Below are 21,369 nucleotides of genomic sequence, written 5' to 3'. Positions count from 1 at the left end.
GAGGTCGATGGGTATGCTCTCTGCGGTAGAAATAAAGAAAAAGCTCAATAAAAGCAAGGCTCTTTATGTGATGATCTCCTTGCCCATCATCTACTTTCTCACATTTCACTATGCTCCGATGGTAGGCAATTTGATGGCGTTTCAAGATTACTCCATTGTGAAAGGCTTCTTCAAGAGCCCTTGGGCAGGCTTCAAGTATTTTGGGCAATTTATCGGCGATCCGTACTTTTGGAAGGTGTTCCGCAATACGCTGCTGATCAATCTGTATTCGCTCTTGTTTTTCTTTCCTTCCTCTATCATCTTCGCCTTACTGCTGAATGAGCTTCGCTTGCAGCTGTTTAAGCGGTTTATTCAAACGGTCACCTATGTGCCGCATTTTTTGTCAGTCGTCGTGGTTGCAGGTATGCTCGTGAATTTCTTGTCCATTGACGGACTGATCAACAGTCTGATCAAATGGCTCGGAGGCGAGGCTCTGACCTTCCTGTCCATGCCGCAATGGTTCAGGACCATCTTCATCAGCTCCGAGATATGGCAAGGCATGGGTTGGAATTCCATCATCTATCTGGCTGCGTTGACGTCCATCGACCCGCAGCTGTACGAAGCGGCCACGATGGACGGAGCAAGCCGCTGGCGAAAAATGCTGCATATTACGCTGCCCGGCATCTCTACCGTCGTAACGATCATGCTGCTGCTCACGTTGGGCAATATGCTGTCCGTCGGGTTCGAGAAGATCATCTTATTGTATAGCGGACCGACCTATGAGACGGCGGACGTTATCCAGACGTTCATCTACCGCAGGGGGCTTATCGACAGCGACTTCAGCTATGCCGCCGCAGTCGGCATCTTTCAGTCCGTGATCGCATTCGCACTCGTCGTCTCGGCGAACCAGTTCGCCAAGAAAATTAGCGGCACGAAGCTGTTCTAAGGGAGGGAATTCCATGCGCGGCCGAATATTCGATATTTGCAACGTTCTATTGATGCTCTTCCTCATTCTAATTACGCTCTATCCGCTCTATTACATGGGAATCGTCTCGATCAGCGCCGGGGATGCCGTCTCGCGCGGCGAGGTTTACTTCTTGCCCAAGGATATTACCTTGCAAGCTTACGATGTCATTCTGGCTGATCCCTCTATCTTGCGTTCTTACGCCAATACACTTATGTATACAGCCGGCGGCGTCGCGATTAACTTAATCATGACTGCGCTATGCGCATACCCGTTATCGCGGGGGTATATGTACGGCCGCTCCCTGATCTCGCTGTTCGTCGTGCTGACGATGTTCTTCGACAGCGGTCTTATCCCACGCTATATGGTCGTCCACTCACTGGGCCTGGTGAACTCGGTATGGGCGATTCTGATCCCGACGGCCATTAATGTATTCAATATGATTCTGATGCGCACCTTCTTCCAGAACATTCCGGATTCACTGCATGAGTCGGCGACTGTTGACGGAGCGGGCGAATTCCGCACCTTGATCCGAATCGTGCTGCCGTTATCCTTGCCGGTGATGGCCACCATGTTCCTGTTCTATGCCGTCGCTCATTGGAACAGCTTCTTCCCCGCTCTAATCTATCTGAACGAGAAAGCCCTGTACCCGCTGCAGATTATTCTCCGCAACATCGTGATACAGGGCGACATGGCTGCTCAGACGACGACAACAGGAGCGGAAGAGCTGGCCGTTATGAGCTTGAATATCAAGTATGCGACCGTATACGTCGCCATTCTGCCCATCATCTGCCTGTACCCGTTCGTGCAGAAGTATTTCGTTCAAGGCGCGATGCTTGGTTCCGTGAAGGGATAGGCTGCAAGAGACCGACTCGTCGGCTTCCACGATGCCGGTCTCATTCACCCATACGGTCTGATTAGGCTGCGAGGGATTGTCATGCGTGATGATCACCTTCAGCCTGTGATCAATCTCCACGTCCTTCCCCCATAGGGTCTTTCTGCCCGACATCCAATCGATTACCCAAGACACTCGTCCAGTAATCACGTTGCCAGGATGATAATCGCCGTGACACAGCTGCAGCCCGTCCGGCAAGCATTTTAGATGACCCAGCACAGCATCCTTCTCCGCGTTCAATATTCGACGGATCGTTCACAATCTGCTGAAGAACGGGCGTTCCAGCGAGCTCTCACAATGGACTTCATGAATAGGAAGCTGCATTGACTCTCCTATTTCCCACTGAATCACAGCCCCCTCAACCACCTTGTTTAAGCGCCAACCTGCCAAATAGTGCTGCAAGTAAAGTTGATCCTCCCGGTATCCTTTTAATTCTTATTTTCTGTTTTGGAAGTGTACTTTTTCAATTCTTCATCAATTTTTTTATTGAACTTTGTCATTACCGCATTGTCATTTTCCAGCTTCTCCAAGTTGGCATAGTCCTCTTCCTGCCCTTCAATACGCTCTTCTTCAGCTTTAATCCCCAAGTGTTTCTTAATAAGCTGAAGGTCTTCGTAATTTTGTTTCGTTTTCAGATAGATGCTTAGAAACATTCCGAATAGAATGGCAAGCATGATGAATACGCCGTATTCACCCAGAATCATGAAAGAAACGTATGCAATTACAATCCCGATAATCACACCTGTAATAACCATTGTCACATCTCCTTCCGCACAATCTCCCTGCTCTTAGAAAACACTCTCTCTATACACTCCCTTATAACATAGCCAAAGAAAAATCCGACAGTGTTCAGAATAAGATCATCTACATCGAATGAGCGCATAAAAACAAGGCGATCATAAATGAATAAAACATTTCAATGATTTGATGCATACCATATCCTCATTTCAGATTACTTAGAAAAGCTGCTTGCCCTCCCACAATTCTGATTTTATAATCCCCTATTATATCATCTTTTTCCAGTCGTTCTATGAACAAATGAAAAAACCGCCCAATTGGGCGGCTTCAGGGATTTCAAATTATGCTATTCTCATTGATTCGCTATTCCTTCACGCTGCCCATGACAATGCCTTTCATAAAGTACTTTTGCAAGAATGGATACACAAGCAAGATCGGAAGCGCTCCAATAAAGATTTGAGCAGATTTCAGCGTCCGGTCCGACAATTGAGACATCAAGTTCTCGTCTACATCAGTTAGAGCCGGATCATGCTGAATGACAACCGTCTGCAGATAACTCTGAAGCGGGTAGTTCTCGGGTGAATTCATGTAGATCAGACCATCGAACCAGGCGTTCCAATGGCTCACTAGCGAGAATAACAATAGTGTGGCCATAGCCGGCTTGGACAAGGGGACGAAAATATGCCACAGCGTTACCATATACCCTGCCCCGTCAATGAACGCGGACTCCTCCAGCTCCTTCGGCAGCGCCCGGAAAAAATTCAAGAGCAGAACGACGCTGAACACGGGCACGGCTATAGGTAGAACCAGCGCCCAGATGGAGTCCATCAGTCCTGTATCCTTGACCACCATGTAGGTGGGGATAAGTCCGCCGCTGAACAGCAGTGTGACGAAAAAATACCAAACATAAAGCGTACGCCACTTAAAAACGCGAGCTTCCTTGGACAATGGAAAAGCCGTCAGGACGATTAATAACATTTGAATGGCCGAGCCTACAACGATACGCTTCAGGGATACTCCCATGGATTGCATGAAAGCATCGTTGTCGAGCACATATTGATAGGCAGCCGTATTGAAATCGACAGGCCATAGGACGACTTCGCCGCTGCTAGCTGCCGTACTCGAGCTGAAAGATATAGCCAGTACGTGCAGGATAGGAAACAAGCAGAGAAAGGCAAGCATGGACAATAGCATATAATTCAAGACAACGAACAGCTTACGGCTCCATAGCATCGATTCCACCATTGTCCCGTCCTCCCTTCTCTAGAAAATGCGGTAGTTCGCATATCGATATGCCATCCAATAGGAAATACTGATCAACAACAACGATATGACGGATTTGAACAAGCCTATAGCTGTAGCAAAGCTGTACTGCGCACTGACAAGGCCCATGCGATATACCATCGTGTCGATAATGTCTCCGCTCTCATAAACTTGCGGACTGTAAAGAACGAACACTTGTTCGAATCCTGCATTCAATATTTGACCTAGACTGAGCGTAGCCATCAGAATGATAATCGGCAGCATGCCCGGCAAGGTAATATGCCACATTCTCTTCCAATGACCAGCGCCGTCCATAACAGCTGCCTCATACAAAGCGGGATTGATTCCAGTCAGCGCCGCTAAATAGACAATTGTGCTGAAGCCGAACTCCTTCCATTCATTCGAGATAACGAGTGTGAAAGGGAACCAGTTATTATCACCCAGGAAGAAAATAGGCTCCAGACCGATCCACATCAGCACACGATTGACCATCCCCTCCGAAGGAGACAGCAAATCCAGCAAGATGCCGCCAAGAATGATCCAGGATAGAAAATGTGGAATATAGATAAGCGTCTGTATACTCCTTTTGAAGATGCGATTGCCTAATTCATTCAAGAGCAAGGCGACGCTAATAGGAACAATCGTGCCGGCAATTATTTTCATCGTGGCAATAAACAACGTATTCCAGAATACCTCGATCGTATCCGGCAAACTGAACACATAACTGAAATTATCCCAACCGACCCAATCCGACCCCCGGATGCCCTTGACCGGCACATAGTCCTGGAATGACATGATGATGCCGGCCATCGGAATGTAGTGATAGATGAACACAAGAATGAGGGCAGGCAGCAGCATCAAGTGCAACGGCAGGGTTGCTGTGGAAGCTCTTCTCATTGCTATCTCTCCTCGCAGCCGGTCACTGGCTTTCGTACCATTCGTTTACTTCCTCCGTTATTTCATCTCCGCCAAGCTTCTTCCACTTCGCTACAAATTCATCGAATTCATCCAGTGAAGCGCCTTGCATAATTTTATGGATCATTTCATCTTCAAGCTTTTCGAGTGTCGGCTTCTTCTTGACCATAGCCGGAGTAGGAGTCGTAATGAACTGATCCGGTTTATACTGATTGTTCTCGTCGTATTGAATCGCGATCGCACCGGAGCTATCTGGCCCGAACTGCCAACGATGACTCCACTGGCTCATATCCCCTTCCATGAATTTGACGATTTTCTCGTATGTCCCCTTCGGCCGCATGGCCAATTGGTCCACACTGAGCTCGCCGTTCAGCACCTTTATAATAGCTGTCGTATCATCCGCTCGTATTGGACGATAGATTTTCATTGGCGCACTCATCCAATAGCCTAACCGATCTACCGCGACGTACTCCTCATACTCCTGCTGAGACATGGTTTCGTAGAAGTAATACAGCCACATATCCGTTAATTTGAACAGCGCCTCGGGGTGCTTCGTTCCTTTCTTCACGACCCAGTAATAATTGAAAATGTTAAGTCCATGCTGCAGCTTGGCCGGTTCATTGTCGATGGAAGGCACAGCGAACGGCAGCCACTCGATGTCCGGCGTTACTTTATACAAGAAGCCGTTGGGATCGCCCAGACCTCCAAAGTACATGCCAATCTTGCCCTCCCCAATCATTTCCCGGAACTTCTCGTTTGTTTTCACTCCGTACTCCGGATCTATCTGGCCTGATTGGTAAAGCTTTTGCATTTGCTCCAACGCCGTTTTCATCTCAGGTTGAATGCTGCTATAGGCGAGCTTGCCATTCTTCTCTATCCATATCCCTTTATAGGCATGATGGGCGTTGACGAATCCGGTAAACAAGTAACCAAGCTCCTTGTACATGCCGAGGCCGAACGTATCGTCTTTGCTGTTGCCATCTGGATCCTTGGTTGTGAATGCTTCCGATATTGCGAGAACGTCATCCATCGTTGTCGGAGGGGACATATCCAGCTTCTCCATCCAGTCCTTGCGAATCCATATGACCGGAACTTGTTCTTTCACAAGACCGCTCCATGGGATGGCCATCAGTTTGCCGTCGAGTGTAGCCGAGGCCATCACCTCTTGACCTGCCCCTTCGATCACTGCCCTTGTTTTGTCGGTGACATAGTCTCGATAGACATCCGTTAGATCTTCGATCAAATCTGCTTCATACAGCTGCTTGAATTGGGTAGGCGTGACGGCGAAGAAATCCGGAATTTTGCCCGAAGCGATCATCAGATTCGTCTTCTGCTGATATTGACCGCTCGGCACGTCCCACCACGTATCTACTTTGATGCCGAATTGCTCTTCAATATGGCGGGTCCATCGATTATTGTTCAGATCATCCCCTTCATCGAATTTGGGATAGTTGAAATTGAACATCACGGTCGACAATTCGATCGGAGGATCATATTTGTCCGGTAAGCTGCCGGCTTTAGCAGCTTCATCATTGCCGGAAGCATTTTTTTCCATGTCGCCCCCGTTTTTATCTTTCCCGGGAGTCTGCTTTACAACTTCCGTCCCTCCAGACATTTTCTCGCTTTCGCCAGGCTGCTCTTTCGAGCATCCCGTCAATGCCATGCAAATGACAATGATGGCAATCCATACTGTCTTGAAATAACGGCTTATCAAGATAAACAACCCCTTTCTCCGAATGTATGAATTTGGCAAGTGATTTCATGAATCATATGCTAATATGAAATTACTAGAAAATGAATGGTGAAGGTAGACGTTATATTTGCGTTGATGTGCCTATTTCCCTCCACCCCAAAAAAAGCATACTTCCATAAAAGCGGTGTGTTGCCGCTCTGGCTGCCTATGGTTAAATGAAGAAGAAGGAGTGTGATTGCGAATATGAAGCTTCTCCGCTTCCCGCTGGAACGAAAATCTTTGTTTATGAAATTGATGCTAGGCTTTATCGCCATTATCATCCTGCTCGTCTCATTTAACTTTTTGTCCTTTGCTTTCTTCCAACGCAACATTCATGAGAGCACGGTACGCTCTAACAGCCTGCACCTTCAAAATACAGTTGACAGATACGAGCAGCACCTGCAGTATATTCAGAATTTAGCGATCAACTTGTATTTTGACGACAAAATAAATTTACTGAAGGGCGATCCTCAACCGGACGATTATTTGGTCATTCAACAAGCGGGAGATATGCTGGAAGCGATGACAGCCAATGACCTGCTTTCTCTCGAGAATATGATCGTGTACTATAAAAACCGGTCGGCCGTATTGGACAAAGAGGGGATTACGGAAGATCAGAAAATGTTTATGAAGTACTATATCAGCAACATGTATTCTCCCGGCTTTTGGCAATCGCAGTTCAAAGAGAATTACTTGATGAGGGCATTTCCCGCTTCAGCTTTTTTTCATGTCAAATCGGATAACACATCGTATTCCCGCGGTAATCTCATTCCGTTTATTATGAAGAACAGCATTCAAAGCGATTACTATATTACTGCATTTATTCGTGCCGACTCACTGTACAACAACTTCCAGCCGGATGGAAGCAACTCCTTCTATATCCTTGATCAGCAGAAGCACACTGTTTTTCATGCAGGAGCAGGTACAGAGCAATTCAATCAGCTTCCCTCGCACCATATTGAGAGCGGTTACATGAGACAAGATGATCATTTCTATTTCATTCAGAGGGGTGAAAGCTCCGGCTTGACTTACATGCATGTCATTCCGATTGATCACATAAACGCTCAAGTATCTCGTCTTAGCTTGCTCCTGATTAGTTTGCTCCTCTTGACAATCGCGATTAGTTTATTCATTTCATTCTGGCTCGCGTCAAAAATTAACAAACCCATTCGCTCGATCATTGAATCCATCCAGAATCAACACGCCATCCGGCCATCTGACAGCATAAGCGAGTTCACAACGATTCAAGATAATATCAACCGTACGATAGAAGCCTCTTCCTTGCTGAAGAACTACGGATATATGGTCAAGCTAAAAAACATCTATTTGAACATACAAGATGTTGGAGAAATGCTGGAAACGTCAAAACCGTATTACTTGCTCATGTATCAGTTGCATTTCACAGATCGATATCATGAACTTTCTGATGTCGAGCAGCATAAAGCAGCCTATTTTATTAAGGAAATGATTCATGTTCATTTGTCGCGCCTATTCCCGGACTCTGTGACCATACAAACCGAAAGAGCACAAATACTGTCGCTCGTGTTTGTCCGGCAAGAATCCTCCGAAAAAGATATAGGAGCAGCGCTGACAGGATTGAAAGAGCTATTGGACTGGGATAAGGAATATTGTTATGTCACCATTGCTTACCGGACAGCATTGCATCATTCCTCCCAGTTCACCCATGCATACGAGGATACGGCCCAGCTTCTGGAGCATCGCGTGTTGACGGGAGAGACGCAGATGATTAACGCAATGAATGATGAGTACCATCATCTACTGCTCTCCCCCGCTCAAGAAGATGAATTCGCCACGAATGTGCAGCAAGGCAACGCTGAACATGTTATCGCGATGATTCAACGGCGTCTAGACAAGATGTGCAACAAGAGGGCTACCGCTTACCAATACAAGCAATTTGCCAGGGAAGTCATCAATAAGACGATGAAGATTCTCGTCTCTAACGGGATTGAAATCAGCTCCATGGTTGAGAATTGCTCTCCGTTCGAGAGGATGAAGTTATGCACGCTTCCCGAACATTATAATCAATTGTTCCGTCTATTGCTGTCTGAAGCTTGTCATAAAATAAAAGAAAAGAAAACCGGGAACGATGACCCGGTCATTGCTTTTGTGATGGAATATATCCACTGTCATTACAACAAGGATATTTCTTTGGAGAACATCGCAGATCGCTTAAACCTGTCACTTAGTTACTTGTCTAATTTTATTAAGGAAAAAACGGGTGAAAACTTCAGTCAAATATTAAATGAAGTACGCATAACAAAAGCGAAGCAGCTGTTGTCCGACAATGAGCTGAAGATTCATGAGATTTCTAATGAGCTTGGCTACTATAACGTCAACTCCTTCATCCGCATGTTCAAAAAAATGACCGGGCTTCCGCCCGGCGAATATCGTAAAATGCAGCTTGTAAAGGAACAATCGCTGTAGTATCGCTATGGCTTGCTATGAAGCTTCCTGATTGGGGACAAAGGGATCGTAGCCATCATTGTTGAAAGAGGTCAAGTTGTTGACGAGATTGAGTCCTGTTGGTGTTGCTGTCAGCTTATTGCTCTGCAGGCTGATCTCGTCTGATGGTCGATTCGTGAATTTGACCGTGGAATCGCTCAGTAAATTATCATGCAGACGAAGGTTGCTGCTTCCCCTGACATTGATGCCGGCTGCTGTGGCGCTGTCATTCCCGACTTCCCGGATCAGGTTGTCGGTGACGACTGCATGGTGCGTGTTGTCGAGCACAATCGCCATCCCTCCACCGAAGATGGTATTGCCGCTTACGACAGCGTCCTGGACATTCGTAATGCTGATATCCCGCTTGTCCCCGTTGCTCTCTGCATCGTTGCGCAAGATGTTGTCGCTTACGACAAAGCCGGAAGGCATGATCGAGCTCGGCATCAGTAAGCTAATAAGGTGACGGCCGGATGAGCTTTCGATCATATTATTCGCAATGATCAGATGGTTCGCTCCCGAATCCGCGCTAATGCCGCGGCCAGTCTCCGTATAGATCGTATTGCCGCTGGCAATGTTTAGACTCCGTGTCGTGCCGACAAATAACGGCGAAGGCGCATAAGCGAACGCAATGCTGGAATATTTGCTGCTGGACGTGTTGTAGTAAGGCTTGACCGCTCCTCCGTCCGGAGAATCATTAGCGTTGCGAGCGGTATTATTCGTAATTTTCATTCCCGTCGATTGGAAGAAGGCAATATTGTTTTTGCCCGTATGTTCGACGACCGAACCTGTCACCACGATATTCCGGTTAGAGCCTCCGGACAAGCCGTCCTGGCCAATATGTTTAACGTGCACGTTTTCCACTCTTCCGTCAGTTGTGGTGAAGATGCTGATCCCGTTCTGATCGTATATCCCTTCACTCTCTAGACCCGTCGGACCGGCCCAAGTAATGTTCTCCCAGTTGCCGTCGATCGTCAGATCGGCGATTTTTATGTTTTTCAACGGCTTGGCCAGCTCACCGTCAATGTTCGTATTGTTAATGACGGTACGGAGAATCGTTGCATTCTCGCCGTCGGCAATCTTGATTGTCGTCGCTCCCATCCCGGCGCCTAGAAGCGAGATATTGCTGTCCTTAATAATCAGACAATAATTGTAATTTTGCGCCGGAGTTGCCCGCTTCACGATGTATGTGCCAGCCGGGAAGAAGACGGTCCCGCCACCTTGCTCTCCTACATAATCAATCGCTGATTGAATGGCTTCTGTATCATCAGACACTCCGTCCCCTTTTGCGCCAAATAATTTAACAGACACATAGCCGAGATCATTCAATCCCAATTGTCCTTGCAGCATATTCATCCATTGCGTTGAACCAGACATACCGGGCCAAAGTTTATTTTCGTTTACAGAGGACTCATCCTCCCCCTTCTTCATGACCTGCTCTTCCTGATTGTCCTGCGCAAGTGCATCTTCCGTAGATCCCATTGAACCTGCAGCAAATGATTGACTTGCGAACAGCGCAAGCACAATTAGCATAATCGCCAGCTGCGACAGTCTTACCCTTGTCTTCTTTCGATTCAATATAAACGCTCCCTTCAAGTCGTTAATGGTTGGTTCGTTTATATCGTAGAAGAATATGAAGAAGCGGGATAGACACGCTTATTGCCAATGTATGCAACTTTTCATTCGTCCGTAAAATCGCATATGAACGAAAAATAGGTTGAGCCTCGGAAAACAACAGTCTTGATAAAAAAAGCAAGTGTCGAGGTTACTATTCCCCTGGCACTTGCTTTAATCGTAGTATATTAGCAGCCAACCTTGACCAAGCTGTACTTCTTCTTGCCTTTGCGGATAATGATGAAGCGTCCGCCGATCGCATGAGTCTCATTCACTTCAAACGCCAGATCCGTAATACGTTCGCCGTTCATCGAGATAGCGCCGTTCGTAATATCCTCGCGAGCTTGTCTCTTGGATGGCTCAATGCCGAGGGCAACAAGCCAATCTACGATATTTTGGGCTTCCTTCGTCGCTTCGAACGTCGGCATTTCCTTGAAGCCTTGTTCGATCTCATCAGCCGTTAGCGATTTGATGTCGCCAGTGAACAGCGCTGCCGTAATGCGCTTCGCTTGCTCCAGCATTTCATCGCTATGAACGAAGCGCGTCATTTCCTCGGCAAGTGTTTTTTGCGCTTCGCGCAAATGCGGCTCAGTCTGTACCTTCTCTTCCAATTCTTCAATGCGTTCCTTGGACAGGAAGGTGAAGTACTTCAAGTATTTCACCACATCGCGGTCGTCCGTGTTCGCCCAGAACTGGTAGAATTCGAATGGCGTAGTCTTCTGAGGGTCAAGCCATACTGCGCCGCCTGCTGTTTTGCCGAATTTGGTGCCGTCAGCTTTCAACATAAGCGGTATCGTCAAGCCGAATGCTTTCGCTTCTGTGCCTTCTTTTCTGCGAATCAGATCCAGACCTGCCGTAATGTTGCCCCACTGATCGGAACCGCCGATTTGCAACTGCACATCTTCATGCTGGTACAGATGCAAGTAGTCCAGAGACTGCAGGATCTGATAAGAGAACTCCGTGAAGGAGATGCCGCTATCCAATCTGCTCGCCACCACATCCTTCGCCAGCATCGTATTGATATTGAAGTTTTTACCGTAGTCGCGCAGGAACTCGATCACATTGATTTTATGCGTCCAATCGTAGTTGTTCACGATGCGCATGCCGGTATCGCCTTCCGTAAGGAAGAGCTTCTTCATCTGATTGGTCAGCGCTTCAACATTCTTCTGAATCTCCTCAAGCGTCTGCAAGGAACGCTCGGATTGACGGCCGCTAGGATCGCCAATCGTGCCTGTTGCTCCGCCGATCAGGATTACGGGACGATGTCCCGCCAGCTGGAATCGCTTCAGCATCATGAACGGAATCAAGTGACCGATATGCATGCTGTCTCCGGTCGGATCGACGCCGCAGTATAAGGAAATCGATTTTTCATTAGTCAGCTCGCGCAATCCTTCTTCGTCAGTCTGTTGGTTAATAGCGCCGCGCCATGCCAGTTCATCAATAATGTTCACAATAGATCCTCTCCTTCATCCTGTCTCAGAAATACAAAGCAAAAAAACGCCCCTAGTCTCTCTTGGAGACATAGGGACGATTCATTAACCGTGTTACCACCCAGCTTGCACTTATGGAGTTATAGGCGATTGCTAATCATCGCATAACCATTCGTGCCACTCTACAGCGAGATATCGTTCGCCACGCCGCCCGGCATTACCCGGGACACTCCAGAGCGTAATTCACTAGCTTAATGTGTACCGGGTTTCATCATCCCCCGGCTTTCTGGAACAGGGACTAAGCAGCTACTGGACTCGTTCATCGTATGTTGCATATGAGATTATTGAACAGTATAGAAAATAAAAATGGCATTGTCAACTGTTGGATTCACTATTGGTGTCCAGGAGGCGCGCCGCAGCCCTCTTTTGGCCCTTTGCATTTTACGATATCTAATGTCACTTCCCTTGATTCTTCAAGATGAGCGGCAGATAATTGGATAGTTACCCGTGTTGGTTCTTTTTTATCCAATTGAATGTCTATAGGCATTCCCGCTCCTGCCGGAGCTCCGTTCACTGTCATAATAACGTTCGCATCTTGCGGAGCTGCAGTCAGAGTGACCGATTTGAGGGATGGCCATACCCGCCATACGTATGAAGACTCGTCAGCAGAAAATGCAGGGAACAGTTCTCCTGTGTTAATGGAAAGACTAGACAGTGCTAAATCCGTTGTAGCTACCCATACCGATAGTGGGCTTCCTGAGTTACCTGCATAATCAATTGGTGTCACCGTATACTCGCCCGCTTGAGCATCTTCGCTTGGCAATACAAATGAAGTATATCTGGTAATCGGATCGGTGGTCAATACACCCCTAGCTGTTATCTCCATCCCGTCACGCATTACTTTAAACGATTTCATATCAGCATTACCCTGCCAAGACAACTTCAGTCTGCCATCAGCCTTTCGTTCGAACTGAATCTCTTCCCCACTATGGAATGCAGGCGGTATGTCATCATACATGTGCAAATCGATAGAATTACCTGTGAAGAATATGCGGCCAAATTCATCCTGTGCAAAATAATTCGCACCGCTAACGAGTGTCTCATGCTCCCAAGTCTGCGGATTTAATCGGAAAATGCGGCCAGCCGCTTCCCCGTATAGATATCCGTCGCTATGGAAATTTAGTGTTCCTCCAGCGAGTACAATATCCGTCCATGTGTACGGGTATAACTCTTTGGACTGTACGACTTGTCGTGTGGTCGGATCGAATGTGAACAGCTTACCATTCGTTAATCCCCAGAGCATACCATCAGGTCCGAACGTCAATGATGTAATAGCTCTCTCTCCCGGAAGCGGCTCGACTTCGAACACCTTCTCACGTGTGTTCATATTAAAGATAAACAATGTCCCATTATGCTCGACAGGTTCAGCGGAGATGCCTCCCCACACCGTTGTTCCACCATATAAGAAACCGTCTTTATAAGCTAATGTCATAGGACTCTCATTCTCGACAATCTGCGGATAGACGTCAACAGAATCTGTTTGTGGATCATAAATGGAAATAGCGCCGCCGAGCTTGCCTACTATTGGCACAGTACCGATTGCCAGCAAGCCACCGGCATCCGAAAAGGCAAACGGACGATCCTGATTGTAAACGCTCAGATCGAGATCAAGCGCTATCGGGTTCGACTGCTTGGTGCTGTCATACGGCAATTCGGGGTCATACTTATAGACTGTCGCACCGGGATAAACCCCCAAGTAAAGCTCGTCCTGGAATACGCCCATTCCTTCAACTTGGGATATTCCTCTCAATGATTCCATGGTGAATGTGTCCAGTCGAAAGCGGGTCATGGATGAGGGAGACAAGTAGCCACCCACATAAATATTGCCGTCAGGTCCTTTGCTAATGGATCTGATGGAATTAGCCGATCCCAGTGGATCTCCTTGAATGGTGATCCCTTCATTTGCAATTGGATTGTAGGCGTGAATTGAGCCTCGAGATGTAGTCGTAACTAAACTCGGACCATTCCAACCCGATAGATTTAACACCTGCCAACCGAAGCCCCTGCTTGCTGCACCGTTGAATGAGAACGATGTTGGCTGAACATCGCCTGTCGCCTTGTCATAAGAAGTTAGCATGCCATTCTGAACAAAGTAAACCTTCCCGTCTGGACCAACAGGCGATACGTCCAATCCAATCGTGCCTTCCAGTTCATGGATCCACTCCCCTTCGCTAACATCATAGACTAGTGTAACATTGTTCAATGGACTGTCTGGATCGGAGTAAGTCATTCGGGCAAATAATAAGCCATCGGTGTAAGTTAGATCGTACACTTCCTTATGTGCTGAATATGCAGCAGGCAGCGGGATATTCTGTTTTTGCCCGGTGGCAGGATCCAGTTCAACGATTTTCGCCTGAACAGCCCCTGTGCCTGCATATACTTTGCCTCCGCCGTATGCGATGCTACGAACATACTTCTCCCCGGCAGCCATCTGACCGTAATCGGTAAAGGTGTCTGAAGTGGCATCATATTTGAACACCTTGCCATTGGGATATGTACCTCCATATATATTGCCTGCTTCATCTGAAGCAACACGCCAAATATGAGATTCCGAATCAATTGCCTTGCCTACATTTTCAACAGTTCCGCTGCCGGGTATGTGCCTGTACAGCAAGCCGTTACGTTGTGTACCAATATAGACATGACCATTCGGCGCAACGACGCTGCCCCAAGAATATCCAGCATTTTGCAATGGAAATGTTGCGACTCTTTCTCCAGTCTCAGAACTCATCACTGTGAGAACGGCAGGATTGCCTATGCTAGTTGTGTAAATATAATTTTTACCATTCGGTCCTTGACCATATGCGGCATGGGGAATGGTGACGGAATTAATCGCCGTGCCTAATCTGACCACATGCTGTGTATTTGCATTATCATCTTGCTCTAACAATATCACATCATCGAAGTATGCTACACCAGTTGCCGATAAGCCGGAATAGAGCAGCACAGATACCGATGCGGTGCCTGCAGGTGCCTTCAACGTTGCGGTTATTGCCGTCCATCCCTCTGCTTGTCCTCCAGCAACAGATTTGTGACCAATCCGCACACCATCGGCATCGTGAAACTGTAGATACAGGAATGCATTCTGTGAAGCAGCTTGCACGTATACGGTAGCTACATAGGTTAAGTCTTCTGTAGCAGGGATGAGTGAAGTGCTATACCCGTAGTTGGCTTGATCCGGATCTACAATCTTCAATGCGAATTGTCCTGATCGCGCCACCTCGCTTGTCACGGATATCCCTCCGTTGCCGTAAGTCTGCGACCAGCCGGGTACTGTACCATCTGTATTGGTTTGCTCAAAACCCGGGTTAATCAATGGAACGAATCTTTCTACAGCAGCAATGGAGTGCAAAGGGAATAAGGTAACGAGCAAGCCAACGAGTAGAAGGTATCTGACAGTACGTTTCAAACTGAGCATAAAATCGATCATCCTCCTCCAAATGATTTTCAATCCTTTTTAAAGCGCTTACAGTTCACTCCCTTTTTCGTTATTCTTAAAACGCAACTTACAACAGACAATGTAAGCCACAGTTGCATACCAAGTAAATTCAGCATTTTCTCAGACATGTTAAAAAACACCACATATAAGATAAATAATTGTACGAAAAACCTGTAAAAACAGGGGATATGGCATGGTGGAATTTGCTAATGTACTGGAAAATGATTAGAAGCATTGTCCATATTCCGGTACAATGCTTCTAATAGGGTAAGTATTTAAAAATATCGCTGTTCAATTTCACTCGTGATTTGCTCCGGTGTCTCACCTGAAGCGTAACGTTTCACCACATTTCCTTGACGATCCACTAGAAATTTTGTGAAATTCCATTTGATATCATCTACTCCGTTTTCGCCTGGTGCCTGCTCTCTCAGGTAGGCGAACAGTGGGTGAGCATCTTCTCCGTTCACTTGCACTTTCGCGAACATCGGGAAGCTTACGCCGTAGTTGCGTTCACAGAAAGCGGCAATGGCTTCGTTGGAATCCGGCTCTTGCGCTCCGAATTGATTGCATGGGAAACCAAGTATTTGGAATGACCGTTCTTGAAATCGTTCATACATTTCCTGCAGGCCTTTGTATTGCTTCGTATAACCGCATTCGCTGGCTGTATTTACAATTAGCAACACGTCGCCTTTAAAGTCTGACAGCGGTTTAACGTCACCAGTTATCGTTTCAGCTGAAAAATCATATACGCTCATTAGTCAGGGCTCCTTTTTCTATTAGAATAGGTGAACTACACCTTAAATATACCGAAGACCCAGCAAACTTACAATTCAGAAAAGCTCCTGTGTGACGACTGCATACAGCATACTGATTCATTCATTTCATTTCGTCCTTGTTTCCCTTTTCATCAAGCATTTTTCTCAGTTCAACATTTTCAAGTCTTAGTTGGTTTAATTCTGTTCGATTAGCTTTAATCAATTCCAGAAGAACAAATCCAATAATGAGTAGAAGAATACCAAAGGATGATATAGTGAACGATCAAATCACTAGCAATCTCTAATGTTAAGAGACTAAATGATTCTTTGGAAATGCTCAACAGTCGGAAACGGTTCATAATAATGATGAAGCATCTTCTTCCACTCCAGATACTCCGATGATTGACGAAATCCTATTGTATGATCCTCAAGCGACTCCCACTTCACAAATAAGACGTACTTATTGCTGTCCTCCATACAATGATGAAGTTCATGATCAATATAACCTTTTATGCTCGAAATAATGAGTGAAGCTTCCTTGAAAGATTGCTCAAATTGCTCGGTCATCATTGGCTTTACTTGCAGCATAGCTACCTCAAGTATCATTTTCGTAGTCCCTTCAGTTTGGATTATTCTTGGTCAGTCAATTTCGATATACTCAAAAACTCTATTTGTCAACATTTCGATAAGCTCTTCGTCCATGTAACTGTAATCATCAGGAATATCGAGCCTAATCATTTTCTTCCCGTACAACTCTTGCCCAAATTTCTGCTGCAATCTTCTTTCGTGCTTCTTCTCCATGACAAAAATGACATCCGCCCATCCGATATGCCCGGAGTTCACCTTCATTCTCGCACCGTTTTCAGTTCCGGCCGAGCGCACGTGGAAATTATGATTTCGTTCAAATATCTTTTCGGCTGTCAGGCTTCTCCATTTATTTTTGCTGCAGATAAATAATACCTTAATATGCCCACCTTCTATCAGTAATGAATTTCAAACGAGAGCTCTCCCAATGTTAAAATGCTTTCTCAATTCCCACCCCTAAATGCATTCATCGGCAGAATTTCTCCCTCAATAATCTTGTACTTATCATTATCTAATCTCTCATGATTTAGAGCTAGATAAGCACCAATAATTGTATGATCACTCTCAAAAATATAAACTTTCACATGATTATAACCGTTGATATTCTCATGAAGCACGTAAGCCGTTTCCGTCACAGCCTTATTGCGATAAGGCGATAAATCGAGCTGCGCTTCATTTTTAACCTGTCTCATCCGCTCTTCATAAGAGGATAATGAACCAGCATCATACTTCATCTCAGAGGAAAATTGCTTAATCGTCCAACCATATTTCTTCAAATATGTCACATGACTTTGATTATGCACACTCTTGGAACTGCACGCTGAAACCATCATTATCGTGCACATAATGAACACTATGAATAGTAGAAGCTGCCTTTCGATAAGATCACTCCTTGCTATGAATGGACTCGGATCCTTCCCACTTCCACCCAAAAACCGCCTCGTCCCGCTAAAGAATTAGGTTTTGGGATTTCTCTCAACTGAAGGATTCCCCAATAGAAAGACTTTGCAGCTTCTTCTTGTCCTTTCGGAATCGTAATCTGAGCATGATGTATTCCAATGATCATCGAAATACCTTCCTTCCCTTCCAGCTCACGCTGGGTCCTCTTCCATGATTATACATCTGATCAACCATGTTGAACAATGGAAAAACCCGAGGCGTATCAACCTTGGGCTCCATCAACTTCTTTACATTATGGTAAGACGACTTCACGTCCCGTATCAGCAGATGTATAGATTGCGGATAGAATCTTGATCATCTCTACCCCGTGCTCAGGCGTTATCGTCGGTTCAACTCTGCCTTGTACGACATCGATAAAGTGTTTAATATGTTCCCCATGCGGCTGTGGGGGCGTCCCCTTCATGACCGGCATAACGTTCGTCAATTGACCTGACGTTTCCGAGAATACCTCTACGACACCGTTCTTGAGTCGGAAGCCTGCCTTCGTCCCGCGCAGCTCGATGAAGTTCATTTCCTCACCGATATTGGAAGCCCAGCTGAACTCGACTTGCAACGAGGCGCCGCTGTTGAATCGGATGAAGCCTGTTGCCAAGTCTTCGACATCGAACGTGCCATTCTCCTGCTTCTCGCCGAAGCTGCTGTGGACCGAATCAGCAAGGTCATTATTAGCGAATTTGGTATACGTAGCGCCGCTTACCGTTACCGGCTTCGGGTTGTTCATCAGCCACATCGTCAAGTCAATGAAATGCACACCCAGATCAATAAGCGGACCGCCTCCGGACAACTCCTTCGTCGTGAACCAGCCGCCCTTACCCGGAATACCGCGCCTGCGCACCCAGCCGCAGCGACCTGTATAGATTTCACCCATATGTCCCTCTTCGATGAAGCGCTTTAAAAACTTTGCCGCAGGCGTGAAGCGATTGTTGCGCATCGTCATCATCACTTTGCCACTTGCTTTCGCTGCATCTGCCATCTTTTGCGCTTCCTCAGGATTAACGGCATCAGGCTTCTCGCAGAACACATGCTTGCCTGCTTGCAATGCGGCAATCGATATGATGGAATGATACAGATTGGAGGTACAGACATCAACAGCATCGATGTCGTCGCGCTTCAACAACTCACGATAATCGCTGTAGAAATTTGCAATTCCGTTCTCGCGGGCAACCTCTTCCGCACGTTTTGCATTAATATCGCATATTGCAATAATCTCTACCTCGGGATGATCCAGCAACGGCTTCAAGTGAGCAGCTCGAAAAATATTGCCCGCTCCTACAATACCCATTCTAATCTTCCTACTCATTAGCACTTCGCCTCCATCTTATCGATTAAAGACATCAAATAGTGATAACTGCTTGCCACACTTGCCATAGGATCGCCATCGCATTGATCTTGTTCCACGACGTACCATTCAATCCCGTTTTGCTCACCCCATTGCAATATTGGCTCAAACGCAATCGACCCGCTTCCAATCGGTGCGAAAGCTTGTCTATCATCCGCTGTCATATCCTTCAGATGGATAATCGGCATTCGATTCGCATATGGCGCGAGGAAGGACTCGATCACTTGTCCTCCTTTCTTCAGCCAATACACATCCAATTCGGCGAGCACCAAATTGTTTTCGATCGGCTCAAGCATATATTGGAGCGCATACTGACCGTTTACGCGCTCTTCGAATTCGAAAGCATGATTGTGGTAACTAATACGTATACCTTTTTCCTTAACCTTCTCAGCAGCTCTGTTCAACTGTGCTCTGGCTTCGCGAAAGCCGTCTACAGTGCGATATTCTGGCGGCAAGGATGGGCAAATCAGATCACGCGTTCCGAATAGTTTTGCTTCATTTACCAGCCTATCAAGCTCCTCTGTAATTTGCACAAGACTCACATGCATGCCGGCGACTTGCAGATCGAGTTGCCGGATATATTCAGCTAGCTTGACTGGATCATGCCCATGATAACCCGCAAGCTGAACCCCCGCCCATCCCATTGCCTTCAACTCCCGAAGCACCTGGTAGAAGTCTATCTGGCAAGCCTCCCTTAACGTATACAGCTGAACTGCTAACTTCTCTTTTATCACTTTCACGCCTCTCACCTTTCCTCTATGGTTATGTTATTGGTTCCAAGTATAGCCACTCTGCCCATATATGTCGTTAACTTCTTTGCCGAATTAGTTTACTTTTTTTACGATTACAATTTAAATATAATATTGCTTTACTTATGCATAACAATAAGTTTAGAATATCTGAGATGATAGTTCTGATTGACTTATTTAACGTTATAATGAGAAAGGGGCGACAGCAATGGCCATTATGAGTGTAGGTTATTCCAGACATACTCGCGAATTCTACCGAAAGAGAAGTTCACAGCCCTTCTGCTTGATTCGCTTCCAGACCGAAGGCTTCTGCACAGCAGCTGTGCGCGACAATTCCTATTTCAATCGTCCGGGTGATTTATTGCTCTGTTCGCCTAACGATAGTTATGAATTGGATATTAAGGGAAGCGCTAAAGCGCCTTCTGCCGATTATTATCTGGGACTTGATCCGAACGACGATTGGGCAGCACAGTGGTGGGCTGACAATGGAGCTGTTGTTCATCAGCATATCGGCATGAACGATATGCTGATCTCATTATGGAAGCATCTTATTTATGAGAAGCAAATGATGCACAATACCGAACCGGAAATTGCCGCCAATTTGACCCGCAGTTTGCTGTTGCATTTGAAGCGACTTCTCGCCAAGGACGTGGGCGACATGACCTATGATGCATCTGTTGCAAGCCGTATGAAAGTATTTATAGAACGGCACGCTACCGAACCGTTGCATCTATCCGATATCGCAGCATCTGTAGGCTTAAGCGTGTCTCGAGCCTCCCAGCTCTTCAGAGATAACATTGGACAATCGGTCATGGATTATATGATCGATGTTCGCTTGTCGATCGCCAAGGAGCGAATGTTACTTCCCGGCATGACACTGCAAGAAATTGCTTATCAATGCGGATTCGCGAATTACACGCATTTCAACCGTATATTCCGTTCCCGCTTCCAACTCTCGCCTAGTGAATATAAGAAGCAGGCTTCTCATCTCCTCTAGCCGCTTCAACGATCAGACTCCCCTTCAATCTGCTATGTCGTCATGTCCATCTAGAAAAGGAAGCAACAATTCCCGCCTATTGGCGAATACCGTTGCTCCCTAATCAGCTATTCTGTATTAAAACCATGCTTTATGGATTGCTGAACTATGTCCTGTACATGTTCCCATAATCTTCTAGATCCATCTTCTATTCCTTCATTGCGCTGTAACACTTGACGGCTCTTTATGCCATATTTCTGCCAAGTATCTCCCTTATTGTTGAAGTTATGAATGTTTGGTTGAAGCCGATCTAATGCTGAAGCATATTTCGCTTCTGCTGATTCTCGCTCTTCAAATTCAACCCAAAGCGCCATTAACTCATTTTTCTGTTCTGCAGGGAGTATGCCGAATATTCGACAAATCAACCTCTTCATTTGCGTGTTCCTTAAGGATGAATGCCATCATCATCACGCCCCACTCCATTAACCGTTCTAGTCGGGCTTTCACATCTTTCCA

18 protein-coding genes and 2 pseudogenes are annotated in these 21,369 nt (G+C 46.3%); 4 read left to right on the top strand and 16 right to left on the bottom strand.

The window, feature by feature from the left end:
• Nucleotides 1-7: 7 nt before the first annotated feature.
• Together ACFQ2I_RS06590 and ACFQ2I_RS06585 are read left to right on the top strand one after the other, a co-directional pair.
• Nucleotides 8-925 (top strand): ABC transporter permease, encoded by a 918-nt coding sequence (locus ACFQ2I_RS06590; protein WP_377562898.1) that lies wholly within the window; start codon nucleotides 8-10, stop codon nucleotides 923-925.
• 13 nt (nucleotides 926-938) lie between these two features.
• On the top strand, nucleotides 939-1,799 hold the full coding sequence (locus tag ACFQ2I_RS06585; protein WP_377562897.1) for a carbohydrate ABC transporter permease: 861 nt from the start codon (nucleotides 939-941) through the stop codon (nucleotides 1,797-1,799).
• Nucleotides 1,800-1,964: 165 nt separating this feature from the next.
• Here the strand turns inward: ACFQ2I_RS06585 and ACFQ2I_RS06580 are convergent.
• The 5 genes and pseudogenes from ACFQ2I_RS06580 to ACFQ2I_RS06560 all read right to left on the bottom strand — a co-directional run.
• Nucleotides 1,965-2,057: pseudogene (locus ACFQ2I_RS06580) on the bottom strand (phosphotransferase); the annotation flags it as partial.
• Between the two features lie 209 nt (nucleotides 2,058-2,266).
• Nucleotides 2,267-2,593, bottom strand: coding sequence for a hypothetical protein (locus ACFQ2I_RS06575; protein ID WP_377562895.1), 327 nt, complete (start codon nucleotides 2,591-2,593; stop codon nucleotides 2,267-2,269).
• Nucleotides 2,594-2,939: 346 nt separating this feature from the next.
• On the bottom strand, nucleotides 2,940-3,821 hold the full coding sequence (locus ACFQ2I_RS06570; protein ID WP_377562894.1) for a carbohydrate ABC transporter permease: 882 nt from the start codon (nucleotides 3,819-3,821) through the stop codon (nucleotides 2,940-2,942).
• Between the two features lie 18 nt (nucleotides 3,822-3,839).
• Entirely contained in the window at nucleotides 3,840-4,736 is an 897-nt protein-coding gene (locus ACFQ2I_RS06565) for an ABC transporter permease (RefSeq protein ID WP_377562893.1), read from the bottom strand.
• 22 nt (nucleotides 4,737-4,758) lie between these two features.
• A complete protein-coding gene (locus ACFQ2I_RS06560) occupies nucleotides 4,759-6,468 on the bottom strand; it encodes an extracellular solute-binding protein (RefSeq protein WP_377562891.1) in 1,710 nt (569 codons plus the stop codon).
• A 222-nt stretch (nucleotides 6,469-6,690) separates the two neighbouring features.
• Between ACFQ2I_RS06560 and ACFQ2I_RS06555 the strand changes: the two genes are divergently transcribed.
• Nucleotides 6,691-8,931: a helix-turn-helix domain-containing protein gene (locus tag ACFQ2I_RS06555; RefSeq protein ID WP_377562889.1), complete on the top strand. Its 2,241-nt coding sequence runs from the start codon at nucleotides 6,691-6,693 to the stop codon at nucleotides 8,929-8,931.
• A 15-nt stretch (nucleotides 8,932-8,946) separates the two neighbouring features.
• Here the strand turns inward: ACFQ2I_RS06555 and ACFQ2I_RS06550 are convergent, their stop codons facing one another.
• The 10 genes and pseudogenes from ACFQ2I_RS06550 to ACFQ2I_RS06505 form a co-directional block, all read right to left on the bottom strand.
• A complete protein-coding gene (locus ACFQ2I_RS06550; RefSeq protein ID WP_377562888.1) occupies nucleotides 8,947-10,524 on the bottom strand; it encodes a right-handed parallel beta-helix repeat-containing protein in 1,578 nt (525 codons plus the stop codon).
• Nucleotides 10,525-10,748: 224 nt separating this feature from the next.
• Nucleotides 10,749-12,011, bottom strand: a complete 1,263-nt coding sequence (gene tyrS / locus ACFQ2I_RS06545; protein ID WP_377562886.1) for a tyrosine--tRNA ligase — start codon at nucleotides 12,009-12,011, stop codon at nucleotides 10,749-10,751.
• A 370-nt stretch (nucleotides 12,012-12,381) separates the two neighbouring features.
• On the bottom strand, nucleotides 12,382-15,468 hold the full coding sequence (locus tag ACFQ2I_RS06540; RefSeq protein WP_377562885.1) for a cadherin-like beta sandwich domain-containing protein: 3,087 nt from the start codon (nucleotides 15,466-15,468) through the stop codon (nucleotides 12,382-12,384).
• 296 nt (nucleotides 15,469-15,764) lie between these two features.
• Nucleotides 15,765-16,244, bottom strand: coding sequence for a glutathione peroxidase (locus tag ACFQ2I_RS06535; RefSeq protein WP_377562884.1), 480 nt, complete (start codon nucleotides 16,242-16,244; stop codon nucleotides 15,765-15,767).
• A gap of 315 nt (nucleotides 16,245-16,559) precedes the next feature.
• A complete protein-coding gene (locus ACFQ2I_RS06530; RefSeq protein ID WP_377562882.1) occupies nucleotides 16,560-16,850 on the bottom strand; it encodes an antibiotic biosynthesis monooxygenase family protein in 291 nt (96 codons plus the stop codon).
• Nucleotides 16,851-16,883: 33 nt separating this feature from the next.
• The gene (locus ACFQ2I_RS06525; RefSeq protein ID WP_377562995.1) at nucleotides 16,884-17,210 is read right to left on the bottom strand and encodes a low molecular weight protein tyrosine phosphatase family protein; all 327 of its coding nucleotides are present in this window, start codon (nucleotides 17,208-17,210) and stop codon (nucleotides 16,884-16,886) included.
• A gap of 62 nt (nucleotides 17,211-17,272) precedes the next feature.
• Entirely contained in the window at nucleotides 17,273-17,632 is a 360-nt protein-coding gene (locus ACFQ2I_RS06520; RefSeq protein ID WP_377562881.1) for a DUF4830 domain-containing protein, read from the bottom strand.
• A gap of 98 nt (nucleotides 17,633-17,730) precedes the next feature.
• Nucleotides 17,731-17,895: pseudogene (locus tag ACFQ2I_RS06515) on the bottom strand (glyoxalase); the annotation flags it as partial.
• Between the two features lie 126 nt (nucleotides 17,896-18,021).
• The gene (locus ACFQ2I_RS06510; RefSeq protein WP_377562880.1) at nucleotides 18,022-19,089 is read right to left on the bottom strand and encodes a Gfo/Idh/MocA family protein; all 1,068 of its coding nucleotides are present in this window, start codon (nucleotides 19,087-19,089) and stop codon (nucleotides 18,022-18,024) included.
• Nucleotides 19,089-19,868: a sugar phosphate isomerase/epimerase family protein gene (locus ACFQ2I_RS06505; protein ID WP_377562879.1), complete on the bottom strand. Its 780-nt coding sequence runs from the start codon at nucleotides 19,866-19,868 to the stop codon at nucleotides 19,089-19,091. The genes ACFQ2I_RS06510 and ACFQ2I_RS06505 overlap by 1 nt, the downstream gene beginning before the upstream one ends.
• Nucleotides 19,869-20,085: 217 nt before the next feature.
• On the opposite strand from ACFQ2I_RS06505, the gene ACFQ2I_RS06500 reads away from it, so the two are divergent.
• Nucleotides 20,086-20,874: a helix-turn-helix domain-containing protein gene (locus ACFQ2I_RS06500; RefSeq protein WP_377562877.1), complete on the top strand. Its 789-nt coding sequence runs from the start codon at nucleotides 20,086-20,088 to the stop codon at nucleotides 20,872-20,874.
• 107 nt (nucleotides 20,875-20,981) lie between these two features.
• Here the strand turns inward: ACFQ2I_RS06500 and ACFQ2I_RS06495 are convergent, their stop codons facing one another.
• Nucleotides 20,982-21,287, bottom strand: coding sequence for an HD domain-containing protein (locus ACFQ2I_RS06495; protein WP_377562876.1), 306 nt, complete (start codon nucleotides 21,285-21,287; stop codon nucleotides 20,982-20,984).
• Between the last annotated feature and the right edge of the window lie 82 nt (nucleotides 21,288-21,369).

This window comes from Paenibacillus chungangensis (genome assembly GCF_042675905.1).
GTDB classification, from domain to species: Bacteria; Bacillota; Bacilli; order Paenibacillales; family Paenibacillaceae; genus Pristimantibacillus; species Pristimantibacillus chungangensis.
This window is presented reverse-complemented; position numbering and strand designations above follow the sequence as displayed.